Raw genomic sequence first — 11,899 nt, 5'->3', positions numbered from 1 at the left:
GCAGCTAGCCGCGCTGGGCGGCCTGTTCATCCAGTTGGCGCTGCACCTCACGCCGCTTGTTGGCGATCGAGGCGATGATGACGCCGACCGCGACCACAGCGATCAGGATGGTGCAGGCGGCGTTGATTTCCGGCGTCACGCCGAGACGGACCTGGCTGTAGATCTTCATCGGCAGCGTGGTGGCGCCCGGCCCGGAGGTGAAGCTGGCGATGACCAGATCGTCGAGCGACAGCGTAAAAGCCAGCATCCAGCCGGACACGATCGCCGGCATGATGACCGGCAGCGTGATCTGGAAAAAGGTCTTCGTCGGCGTTGCACCAAGATCCATCGCCGCTTCCTCCAGCGAACGGTCGAAGGAAACCAGGCGCGACTGAACGACGACCGCCACGAAACACATGGTCAGCGTGATGTGGGCGAGCGTCACGGTCAGGAAGCCGCGGTCGAGACCGACAGCGACGAAGAGCAGCAGCAGCGACAGGCCGGTGATGACTTCCGGCATGACGAGCGGCGCGAAGACCATGCCGGAAAACAGCACCCGGCCCCTGAACCGGGTGTAACGCGTCAGGGTGAGCGCCGCCAGCGTGCCGAGCACGGTCGCCACCGTGGCCGAAATGATACCGACGCGCGCCGTGACCCAGGTGGCGTCCATCAGGCCCTGATTGTGGAACAGCGACACATACCATCTGGTCGAGAAGCCGCCCCAGACGGTGACGAGCTTGGACTCGTTGAAGGAGAAGACGATGAGCAGCACGATCGGCAGGTACAGGAAGGCAAAGCCCAGCACGATCGAGGTGACGTTGAAGCGGCTCCAGGTGGTGTTCATTTGTCCTGCTCCTGCGCCTTGGCCTGTGCCTGCTGGAAGAGCATGATCGGAACGGTCAGCAGAAGCAGGAGGATGACGGCAACGGCCGAAGAGACCGGCCAGTCGCGATTGGCGAAGAACTCGTTCCACAAGGTCTTGCCGATCATCAACGTCTGCGAACCGCCGAGCAGGTCGGGGATGACGAACTCGCCAACGGCCGGGATGAACACCAGCAGGCAACCGGCGATGACGCCCGGCAGGGACAGCGGAAAGGTGATCTTCCAGAAAGCGGCGGTCGGCGGGCAGCCGAGATCCTTGGCCGCCTCGATCAGCGAATAGTCCATCTTTTCCAAGGACGAATAGAGCGGCAGCACCATGAACGGCAGGTAGGAATAAACGATGCCGATGAAGATCGCCGTGTAGGTGTTGAGGATGACCAACGGCTGATTGATGATGTGCAGCGACAAAAGCAGCTGGTTGAGCAGTCCCTCGGGCTTTAGGATGCCGATCCAGGCATAGACCCGGATCAGGAACGACGTCCAGAACGGCAGGATCACCAGCATCAGCAAGGTCGGGCGGATGGTGGCCGGCGCGCGCGCCATGCCGTAGGCGATAGGGTAGCCGACCAGCAGCGTCAGCACCGTCGAAATGGCGGCGATGATCAGGCTGGTGACGTAGGCTTTGAAATAGAGCGCATCCTGCGTCAGCCAGACATAGTTGTCGAAGTTGAGATCGCGAAACCCGGCGAAGAAGCCGGAGACGCCGTCCTTGAAACCGAGCACCGGTGTGTAGGGCGGCATGGCAATCGCCGTCTGCGACAGTGAAATCTTGAAGACGATGACGAAGGGGACGAGGAAGAAGAACAGCAGCCAGAGATAGGGGACGATGATGACGAGGCGGTTGACGAAGCCGGCGCCCAGCCGCGCCAGGAACGGCTTGTCGGCGGCCGACGGCACGGCGGCGTCGGTGACAGCGATGTTGGACATATCAGCCCCCTACCGCGCCAGCACGACGCCGGCGTCGGGCCGGAAAGACACCCAGGCGCGGTCGTTCCAGGTCAGCGGATCCTCGGTCACCCGCACCGCGTTCAAGGCGCTTGCCCTGATGATCTGCCCGTCGTCCAGCCTGACGTGATAGACGGTCATGTCGCCGAGATAGGCGATGTCGTAGACTTCGCCCTCCAGAGCGTTGACGGCATCTGCCGGCTTCTTCGAAGAGACCCTGATCTTCTCCGGCCTGATGGCGAAGACGATGTCGGCATTGGCCTTTGCAGCCGCGCCACCATTCTCGACGACGATCTGGGCTCCGCTTGGGCCGGTGATGCGCGTCGTGTTGGCTGACTGTTCAGCAACCTTGCCCTCGAACATGTTCACGTTGCCGACGAAATGGGCGACGAAGCGCGATGCCGGAGCCTCATAGACTTCCGCCGGTGTCGCAACCTGCATGACCTCGCCCTTGTCCATGATGGCGATGCGATCGGCCATGGTCATCGCCTCTTCCTGGTCGTGGGTGACGACGACGAATGTGAGGCCGAGTTCCTGCTGCAGGTCCATCAGTTCGAACTGGGTTTCCTCGCGCAGCTTCTTGTCGAGCGCGCCGAGCGGCTCGTCCAGCAGCAGCACCTTCGGGCGCTTGGCGACAGAGCGGGCAAGGGCGACGCGCTGGCGCTGGCCACCGGAGAGCTGGTGCGGCTTGCGCTTGGCGAACTGCTCGAGCTTGACCAGCTTCAGCATGTCGGCGACGCGCTTTTCGATATCGGGCTTGGCCATGCCTTCCTGCTTGAGGCCGAAGGCGATGTTGTTTTCCACCGTCATATGCGGGAACAGGGCATAGGACTGGAACATCATGTTGACCGGCCGGCGATAGGGCGGAATGCCGCGCAAATCCTGGCCATCGAGCAGGATGCGGCCAGCCGTCGGTTCCTCGAAGCCGGCAAGCATCCTGAGCAGCGTCGACTTTCCACAGCCGGAGGCGCCCAGCAGCGCGAAGAATTCGCGCTCGAATATGGTCAGCGACAGATTGTTGACGGCGGTGAAGTCACCGAACTTCTTGGTGACGTTCTCGAACTGAATGTATGGCTTGGCGTTCGGGTCCTTCCATGGCGCGAAATCCCTGCGGATGCTGCCAAGCGATTTCATATCCCCACTCCGTCTGTCCTGAGTCCCCAAAGAAAATCGACCCCGGCAGTTGGCTGCCGGGGTCGTGTCGGATTGCTTACTGGCCGGTGACGATCTTGGTCCAGCTGCGCGTGATGATGCGCTGGGTCTTGGGATCGTACGGCTGGACAGTGTAGAGCTTTTGCAACGTCGCTGCGTCAGGATAGACCGACGGGTCGTCCAGAAGAGCCTTGTCGACGAATTGCTGCGACGCCTTGTTGCCGTTTGCGTAGAGCACATAGTTCGACGATTTGGCGATCACTTCCGGCGTCATCATGTAGTTGATGAATTCGAGTGCCTCGGCGGTATGCGGCGCATCGGCCGGAATAGCCATCTGATCGAACCACATCTGGGCGCCTTCCTTCGGCACCGAATAGCCGATCTCAACGCCTTGCTTGGCTTCGACGGCACGGTTGCGTGCCTGGAACACGTCACCAGACCAGCCGATCGCCAGGCAAATGTCGCCATTGGCGAGTGCGTTGATGTATTCGGAAGAATGGAACTTCCTGATGAAGGGCCGCACTTTCATCAGCGCGTCCTCGGCCTTGGCAATGTCGTCGGGCGAGGTGCTGTTCGGGTCCAGACCGAGATATTTCAGCGCCGCCGGAATGATGTCGGCTGGTGAATCCAGCACATAGACGCCGCAGTCCTTCAACTTGGCGAGGCTGTCCGGATTGAAGAACGTATCCCAGCTGTCGATCTTGTCGGTGCCGAGAGCTGCCTGAACTTTCTTGAGATTGTAGCCGATGCCGACGGTGCCCCACATGTAATTGACCGAGTATTCGTTGCCGGGGTCATATTTGGCGGTGCGCTCCGAAACCGTGTCCCACATGTTGGAGATGTTCGGCAGCTTCGACTTGTCGAGCTTCTGGAACACACCGGCCTGGATCTGGCGGGCCAGGAAATTGCCGCTCGGCACGACGACGTCGTAGCCGCTGCCGCCAGCGAGCAGTTTGGTTTCCAGGATCTCGTTGGAATCGAAGGTATCGTAAACGACCTTGATGCCGGTCTTCTTGGTGAAGTCGTCGATGATCGAACTGTCGATGTAGTCCGACCAGTTGAGGACGTTGACGACGCGGTCCGCGGCGTGACCGCCGGCGGTGAAAAGGGTCAGAAATACCGAGGTCGCCGAAAGCCAGAGCGCTTTGCGGATCATGCTATTCTCCTTTGGTGAGTGTTCCGTCGCCGGCTCGTCGCGGCATGCGCGCGGCCGGGCATTTTCGTCAGGGTATTGAGCTTTCCAGGGGACAACAAGAGCCGATCGGCGCGCCGCCTGCGGCCGTCCGGCTGTCCTGGACTGGAAGGAATTACGGCGCCGTCAGAAGCTTTCGCCGCCGCGCGGACAGAAATACAGGAATGTGGTCCGGTCTCGATCGGGCCGCCGGGGAGACTTGGCAAGATACGCCTGTCTTGTTGTTGCCGTATTCCCAGCCTGCCCGGGCGGCAGCGACGTTGTCAATGGCAAAGCTTCGGGCCGGCATCAATTAGGCGACGGCACCCCGGTGACGCCTGCCCGCTGCGGCCGTGCCTGGCGCTTGAACTCTAGCCCGATATGGACAAGCAGCGCCGTGACCACCACCGCGCCGCCGATGATGGTGCGCCCGGACGGCACCTCGGAATGGATGAGCCAGACCCATATCGGTCCGAGAATCGGCTCGAACGTGCCGAGCAGCGCCGCGATGGCCGCCGGGACCAGGCGCGCGCCGGTGGCGAAGAAAGCCAGGCCAATGCCGAGATTGACGACGCCGAAGGCGAAGAGGAAGCCCATGTCGCTGGCCGACACCGCAAAGGTCGACGCCTGCGACGCCGCCAAGCCGGCAGCCAGGATCGTGCCGAGACAGGTCGCAGGCGTCATGCGCACGCTGGAGAACCGCCTTGTGATGACGGTTGCGATCGAGAACATGAACGCGATCAGCAGCGCCAGCCCGTCCCCCATGGGCGAGACGGCGCCATCGAGCGATTCCGACACCATTATGGCAACGCCGGTGATGACGGCGGCGATCGCCACCCAGGTCACGACAGTCACCCGTTCGCGAAACAGCACCCAGGCAAACAGCGCCGCCAGAAGCGGCACGCCAGCCTGCATCAAGAGGATGTTGGCAACAGTCGTGTAGGCGAGTGCCACGACGAAGGATGTCGACGCGATGGCGAAGCAGAACCCCACGGCGAGACCGGGCAGGCCCATGTCGCGAAACGATCTCAGCATGCCGCGCCAGCCGTCACGCCAGGCCATGAAGGAGAGCAGGAAAGCGGCGGCCCAAACGGAGCGCCAGAAGATGACCGTCCAGCTGTCGCCGACGGTGATGAAGCGGGCGATGGTGCCGCCGAAACTCCACATCAGAGCCGACAGGAAGACCAAAAGCATGCCGACGCGTTCCTCGCGCGGCGAGGCTGTCGGGGTAACAAGGCCGGGCGATGATGCTGCGTCTGTCATGGGCGCGACTGTCGAGCTTTTGTGGACGGGACGATGCGCAAGGGACGACAAAAAACTGCTCTGTTCGCGTAGCGCAAAGACTTGCGCCGCGGGTGATCCAGACACCGGCGACGATTGTGGCACCTTTGCTGCCGCGTTACTGGAAGTCGAAGGCGCTCAGGCCGGTCACCATCTCGTCGAGGCCGAGCGGACGCGTCACCGGCGGCTCGGCACGCGCCAGGCAGCCGACGCGTTCGCAAAGCCGGCAGGCGGGCCCGACAGGCGTCGCCGCAATGACACCTGGTCCGGACTTTCCGGCGGTCGTCGCGCCCGGCAGTGCCGCACCATAGACGATGTCGTCGCGAAAGCCGATGTCGCAGCCGAGCAGCAGCGCGGTGCGGCGCGGTCGTTCGGAGAACGCGCCCTGCGGCCCTTCCAGCGTGCGGGCGATGCACAGGAACTCGGCACCGTCGGGCATTTCCACCGCTTCGACGAAGACTTGGCCGGGCTGGGAAAAGGCGACATGCACGGGCAGCTTGGGACAGCCGCCGCCGAAGCGGCTGTGCGGAAAACCCTGGCTGCCGGCCTTGCGGAAGCGATTTCCCGCATTGTCGACCTCCAGCATGAAGAAGGGTACCCCTGGGGCGCCCGACCGCTGCAGCATGGTCAGCCGGTTCGCCGCCTGCTCGAAGGAGACGCCGAAGCGCGAACGCAGGACATCGATGTCGTAGCGGGCGCGAACGGCGGCGGCGTAGAAGGCCTGATAGGGCATCATCAGCGCATGCGCCGCATAGCGGCCGAGTTCGAAGCGGGCGAGACGACGGGCTTCGTCCGTGCTCAGCTTGAGCGCCTGGATCTCGCCGGCGACCGCGACCGTCATGCGGATCAGGCAGGCTTCCATCGCCACTTCGCGCAGCTGGTCGAACGGCGACAGCCGCTCCGACAGGAACAGCCGCTGCGAGTGACGATCGTAACGGCGGCGCCAGTTCGGCATGGTGGCAACCGGCAGCACCTTGACGACGATGCCGTATTCGCGCTTCAGCCAGGCTTTCAGCGCGCCGAACAGGTCGTCGCCGGGATCGAGCACTGACGTAAAAGCCTCGGCTTCCTCCTCGAGTGCCGAAAAATGGTTCGGCCGCCGCTCGAAGGTCTCATGTACCTCGTCGATCGGCAGGCGGGCGCCGGAAAGCGCCGTCGCCCGCCCCTCGCGGGCGAGAAGCTCGTTGAGATCGGACAGCCGCTCGGCCTGCTCGCGATAGGCGCGAAACAGCTTTATCACCGCGGCGGACGCATTGGGCGCCGCCTCCGCAAGCTCGATCAGCTCCTGATCTCCAGGCAACTCGCCGACCAGCAGCGGATCGGTGAACACTTCCTTCAGGGCAGCGACAGACCCCCTTGCCTCGCCCTGCAACTCATGCGGATCGACCTTATAGACGGACGCCAGTTTCAGGATCAGCTGCACCGTCAGCGGCCGCTGGTTGCGCTCGATCAGGTTGAGATAGGACGGCGAGATGCCGAGCCCCTCGGCCATCGCCGTCTGGGTCAAGCCCTTGGCGTTGCGGATGCGGCGGATGCGCGGCCCGGCGAATATCTTCTGGTCAGCCATCGGCTATCCTTGACAGGAATTTACACAATTTCCACGGCAATCACGCTGCCGATTTCTTTACAATAATGACAGATTTACAGCGGCCCTTTGTCAAACACAACACAAGTTTTCCCTTATATCCCGGCATATGTGTGGATTTATCTGGCTCATTCCGCGCCGCAATGTAAATTCAGTCACATTCCAGATGGCCAATGACTGGCCACCGGCCATAGCGCAGCAATCCTTCGGAGTATCCCATGACCGATTTTTACAACCTCGTTCCATCGGCGCCGGAAGGCCGTTTCGACGGGATCGAACGTCCCTATTCGCCGCAGGATGTGAAGCGGTTGCGCGGTTCGGTGCAGATCCGCCAGAGTCTCGCCGAAATGGGTGCCAACCGGCTGTGGAAGCTCATCCATGAGGAGGATTTCGTCAACGCGCTCGGCGCCATGTCCGGCAACCAGGCGATGCAGCAGGTGCGCGCCGGGCTGAAGGCGATCTACCTGTCGGGCTGGCAGGTTGCCGCCGACGCCAACACGGCGTCCGCCATGTATCCGGACCAGTCGCTCTATCCGGCCAATGCGGCGCCCGAACTGGTCAAGCGCATCAACCGCACGCTGCAGCGCGCCGACCAGATCGAGACCTCCGAGGGCAATGGGCTTTCGGTCGAGACCTGGTTCGCGCCTATTGTCGCCGATGCGGAAGCCGGCTTCGGCGGACCGCTCAACGCCTTCGAGATCATGAAGGCATTCGTCGAGGCGGGCGCCGCCGGCGTCCACTACGAGGACCAGCTGGCGTCGGAAAAGAAGTGCGGCCATCTCGGCGGCAAGGTGCTGATCCCGACCGCCGCGCACATCCGCAACCTCAACGCCGCGCGCCTGGCGGCGGACGTGATGGGCACGCCGACGCTGGTTGTCGCTCGCACCGATGCGGAAGCGGCCAAGCTGCTCACCTCCGACATCGACGAACGCGACCAGCCTTTTGTCGACTATGGCGCCGGGCGCACGGTTGAAGGTTTCTATCATGTGCGCAATGGCATCGAGCCCTGCATCGCCCGCGCCGTCGCCTACGCGCCTCACGCGGACCTGATCTGGTGCGAGACGTCCAAGCCGGATCTGGCGCAGGCCAGGAAATTCGCCGAGGGCGTGCGCAAGCACCACCCGGACAAGCTGCTCGCCTATAATTGCTCGCCGTCGTTCAACTGGAAGAAGAACCTCGACGACGCGACGATCGCCAAGTTCCAGAAGGAACTCGGCGCCATGGGCTACAAATTCCAGTTCATCACGCTCGCCGGCTTCCACCAGCTCAACTACGGCATGTTCGAATTGGCACGCGGCTACAAGGCGCGGCAGATGGCTGCCTATTCCGAGTTGCAGGAAGCCGAGTTCGCCGCGGAAGCCAACGGCTACACCGCGACCAAGCACCAGCGCGAGGTCGGCACCGGCTATTTCGACGCCGTGTCGATGGCGATCACCGGCGGCCAGTCGTCGACCACCGCCATGCATGAATCGACGGAGCACGCGCAGTTCAAGCCGGCTGCGGAATAAGTCCACGAAAAGACGACCAACAGAGGAAACGCCCGACAGGGCTTCGGACACAGGAGAAGACCAATGGCATCGATAAGCCGCGTCAAGGAACGGGCGGAAGAGCAGTCCACCACGATGAGCGTCGACCAGCAGGCGACGATCCGCATGCTGGCCAATGACCTGCACAGGCTGAACCAGTCGGTGATGAAGGCGGTCGAGGCAGGTGTCTCGGTGGAGCTCGTGCGTTCGGCCAGGCACCATGGCGGCGACGGCAATTGGGGCGATCTGCTGATCCCGGTGATCGTCACGCAGCAGAGCCATGGCTGACCGGGCTGACCGGAAATCGTTGCAACCGGCCCTTCACCTGCGCAGCATATGCGCAGGTGAATTTTATTTTCATGCGACCAAGCAGTGGACAGGGCAGTACAGTACTGTTGCTTGACTCCACTGTCGTACGAGGTGCTCTCGGGAGCCTTTTATTTCAACTTGACACGGGGGCGATCTCACGCCAATTGTCACTCGGATTTCAACTCTGCATTGAAACGGGAGCGAGCTTCTTGGCCGACTTGGGTGCCCTGTGAATCGTGAGGGCGAGACCGGAAGACATCTGAATCCGGGGACCCGAGGTTCAAGCAGCGAGACGATCCACGATCCCTCGAAGGTGCTGGTCGTCGGAAAATCGCCGATCAATCGCGTGGTGGTGTCGAAGATTGTCGAGCGCTCCGGGCTCCGACCAATCTCGGAATCACCCGATATGGCGGCGCGGACCTTGCGCTTGCTGGTCCCCGGCGCGATCGTGCTGGACGGCGGCCCCGACAACAAGGACTGCGACAATCTGATGTCCGGCATCGAAACGTTGCGACGCGCTTCGGGGAAATCGTTCCCTCCCGTGATCCTGCTTTCGACCAAGAATGGCACGACGGAAAGCCTGGGCTTGTCGAGTATCATCGATGCGGTTGTGACCAAGCCGATCACACCTGAACGGCTGCAACCGGTGATCGACCGCCTGGTCAGCCGCTAAAGCAAGTCGGGGAAGCGGTTTTCATTCCGGAACCGCGCGGGACCTAGCTGGTGGAAGCAGCGATCAACCTCGTTTCGTGATGCCCTGGACCAGTTCGGGCAATTGCCCGAGATCGGATATCTGCAGGAACCGCGGCTCGGCGACCGGCGCCTCGACATGGTCGAGCACCCAGGTCAGTTCGTGCGGCACATGTACGCCCCAACCGCCGGCTTCGATGGCCGGCATCACATCCGACTTCAATGAATTGCCGACCATCATGCTCTTTGCAGGACCGTCGCCATGGCGGCTGAAGAGGCGCGCATAGGTCGCGGCATTCTTGTCGCTGACGATCTCGACCGCGTCGAACAGGTCGCCGAGGCCCGATCCGGCCAGCTTGCGTTCCTGGTCGAAGAGGTCACCCTTGGTGATCAGCACCAGGCGGTAGGCGCCGGCGAGTTTCTCCACCGTCTCACGCGCGTGCGGCAGGGGTTCGATCGGGTGGCTCAGCATCTCGCGGCCGGCATCGAGAATCTCCGCTATGACCGAAGCCGGCACCCGCCCATCGGTGACCTCGATCGCCGTTTCGATCATCGACAGCGTAAATCCCTTGATGCCGAAACCATAAACGGCGAGGTTGCGCCGTTCGGCCTCCAGCAGTCGCGCCGAGATCTGTTTCTCCTCGGCATGATCGGCAAGCATGGCGGCGAAGCGCTTTTCGGTCATGCGGAAGAACTGCTCGTTCTGCCAAAGCGTATCGTCGGCGTCGAAGCCTATCGTCGTCACTTCGCTACTGGTTCGCATCGCCGACTTCTTGTGTGCAGAACGCCCCGAACGTAAGCCGACCCGCGGGCAATTTTCAACCACGAAGGCAAATGCCGGAAGCGGCTCCCCTTCCCTTCGGCAGCCGGGCACGGCTATACTCCGAAATCCGCAACTCCATCTGGTGAATGATGCCGCCTGCAAAAAAGGAAGTCCGTCCGTCGAGCCGCGGAGGACGGGCGCGCACGCCTGCTTTCGTGAAAAACCTGCGCGGCGTGAAGAACTGGAAGGAAGTTAGCGAATGGCTGGAATGGCGCGGCATCGAGGATATCGAATGCATCACGCCTGACCAGGCCGGCGTCGCGCGCGGCAAGATGATGCCGTCGAAGAAATTCACCTCAAACACCTCGCTGGCGCTGCCTTCGGCCGTCTTTATGACAACGATTTCCGGTGGCTATCCCGAGGACGGCAACGGCTTCCATTATCCCGAGGACGACGGCGACCTCAAGCTGATGCCGGACCTCTCGACGCTGACTGTGGTGCCCTGGGAGGAAGACCCGACCGCCGCCGTCATCTGCGACCTCGTCCACCAGGATGGCCGTTCGGTCGAATTCACGCCGCGCAATGTCTTGAAGCGCGTGCTTGCAGCCTATGACCGACTGGGGCTGAAGCCGGTGGTGGCGCCCGAGATCGAATTCTACCTGGTGCGCAAGAATCCGGATCCGGACTATCCGCTGACCCCGCCGGTCGGCCGCTCGGGCCGCGCGATCGGCGGCGGCGCCGGATATTCGATCGCCGGCGTCAACGAGTTCGATGAACTGATCGACGACATCTACCATTTCTCCGAAAGCCAGGGCCTGGAGATCGACACGCTCATCCATGAAGAGGGCGCCGGCCAGCTCGAGATCAATCTGCGCCACGGCGACCCGATCGAGCTTGCCGACCAGGTGTTCATGTTCAAGCGCACGATCCGCGAGGCGGCGCTGAAACACGAGATCTATGCCACCTTCATGGCCAAGCCGATCCAGGGCCAGCCGGGTTCGGCCATGCATATCCACCAGTCGATCATCGACAAGAAGACGGGCAAGAACATCTTTTCGTCCGAGGACGGCTCAGAAACCGAGGACTTCTTCCACTTTATCGGCGGCATGCAGAAGCATGTGCCGAACGCGCTGGTGATGTTCGCGCCCTATGTCAATTCCTACCGCCGGCTGACACAGGCGGCCTCGGCCCCCGTCAACAACAAATGGGGCTATGACAACCGAACCACGGCGTTCCGCGTGCCACGCTCCGATCCGGCGGCCCGGCGTGTCGAAAACCGCATCCCGTCCTCCGACGCCAACCCCTATCTGGCGCTGGCGGCCTCACTTGCCTGCGGGCTGATCGGCATCACCAGGAAGATTAAGGCCGAGCCTCCGGTACTGACGACCGCCAATGCGCACGAGATCGACCTGCCGCGCAGCCTGCTCGAAGCCGTCGACCTGTTCGAGGGCGACGAGGAACTCTGCGCGCTGCTGGGCAAATCCTTCGCCGCGACCTATGCGGCGATCAAGCGGGCCGAATTCGAGACCTTCATGGAAGTGATCAGCCCGTGGGAGCGGGAGTATCTGTTGCTGAATGTTTAGGGGAGTAGGGGAGTAGGGGAGTAGGGGAGTAGG

The 11,899-nt window shown here is 62.4% G+C and carries 11 protein-coding genes; 4 read left to right on the top strand and 7 right to left on the bottom strand.

Annotated features, from left to right (window positions below):
• Positions 1 to 4 precede the first annotated feature (4 nt).
• From LB577_RS30535 to LB577_RS30510, 6 genes are all read right to left on the bottom strand, one after another.
• On the bottom strand, positions 5 to 823 hold the full coding sequence (locus LB577_RS30535; protein WP_224690137.1) for an ABC transporter permease: 819 nt from the start codon (positions 821 to 823) through the stop codon (positions 5 to 7).
• Positions 820 to 1,788: an ABC transporter permease subunit gene (locus LB577_RS30530; RefSeq protein ID WP_031257883.1), complete on the bottom strand. Its 969-nt coding sequence runs from the start codon at positions 1,786 to 1,788 to the stop codon at positions 820 to 822. The genes LB577_RS30535 and LB577_RS30530 overlap by 4 nt, the downstream gene beginning before the upstream one ends.
• 9 nt (positions 1,789 to 1,797) lie before the next feature.
• Positions 1,798 to 2,940, bottom strand: a complete 1,143-nt coding sequence (locus tag LB577_RS30525) for an ABC transporter ATP-binding protein (RefSeq protein ID WP_224690136.1) — start codon at positions 2,938 to 2,940, stop codon at positions 1,798 to 1,800.
• Positions 2,941 to 3,016: 76 nt separating this feature from the next.
• Entirely contained in the window at positions 3,017 to 4,114 is a 1,098-nt protein-coding gene (locus LB577_RS30520) for a polyamine ABC transporter substrate-binding protein (RefSeq protein ID WP_224690135.1), read from the bottom strand.
• Positions 4,115 to 4,438: 324 nt separating this feature from the next.
• A complete protein-coding gene (locus LB577_RS30515; RefSeq protein WP_224690134.1) occupies positions 4,439 to 5,392 on the bottom strand; it encodes a DMT family transporter in 954 nt (317 codons plus the stop codon).
• A 136-nt stretch (positions 5,393 to 5,528) separates the two neighbouring features.
• The gene (locus tag LB577_RS30510) at positions 5,529 to 6,977 is read right to left on the bottom strand and encodes a short-chain fatty acyl-CoA regulator family protein (protein ID WP_023776567.1); all 1,449 of its coding nucleotides are present in this window, start codon (positions 6,975 to 6,977) and stop codon (positions 5,529 to 5,531) included.
• A gap of 236 nt (positions 6,978 to 7,213) precedes the next feature.
• Between LB577_RS30510 and aceA the strand changes: the two genes are divergently transcribed.
• The 3 genes from aceA (at position 7,214) to LB577_RS30495 (ending at position 9,503) form a co-directional block, all read left to right on the top strand.
• Positions 7,214 to 8,503 (top strand): isocitrate lyase, encoded by a 1,290-nt coding sequence (gene aceA / locus LB577_RS30505; RefSeq protein WP_224690133.1) that lies wholly within the window; start codon positions 7,214 to 7,216, stop codon positions 8,501 to 8,503.
• A gap of 63 nt (positions 8,504 to 8,566) precedes the next feature.
• The gene (locus LB577_RS30500; protein ID WP_006202762.1) at positions 8,567 to 8,809 is read left to right on the top strand and encodes a hypothetical protein; all 243 of its coding nucleotides are present in this window, start codon (positions 8,567 to 8,569) and stop codon (positions 8,807 to 8,809) included.
• 250 nt (positions 8,810 to 9,059) lie between these two features.
• Positions 9,060 to 9,503 carry a response regulator gene (locus tag LB577_RS30495; RefSeq protein WP_031249810.1) on the top strand — a complete coding sequence of 148 codons (444 nt, stop codon included), beginning with the start codon at positions 9,060 to 9,062 and terminating at the stop codon, positions 9,501 to 9,503.
• A gap of 63 nt (positions 9,504 to 9,566) precedes the next feature.
• Here the strand turns inward: LB577_RS30495 and LB577_RS30490 are convergent, their stop codons facing one another.
• A complete protein-coding gene (locus tag LB577_RS30490) occupies positions 9,567 to 10,283 on the bottom strand; it encodes an HAD family hydrolase (protein WP_224690132.1) in 717 nt (238 codons plus the stop codon).
• A 146-nt stretch (positions 10,284 to 10,429) separates the two neighbouring features.
• Here LB577_RS30490 and LB577_RS30485 point away from each other — a divergent pair, with 146 nt between their 5' ends.
• On the top strand, positions 10,430 to 11,866 hold the full coding sequence (locus LB577_RS30485) for a glutamine synthetase family protein (RefSeq protein WP_023766756.1): 1,437 nt from the start codon (positions 10,430 to 10,432) through the stop codon (positions 11,864 to 11,866).
• Positions 11,867 to 11,899 lie beyond the last annotated feature (33 nt).

The organism is Mesorhizobium sp. B283B1A (assembly GCF_020165735.1).
Taxonomy (GTDB): Bacteria; Pseudomonadota; Alphaproteobacteria; order Rhizobiales; family Rhizobiaceae; genus Mesorhizobium; species Mesorhizobium opportunistum.
This window is presented reverse-complemented; position numbering and strand designations above follow the sequence as displayed.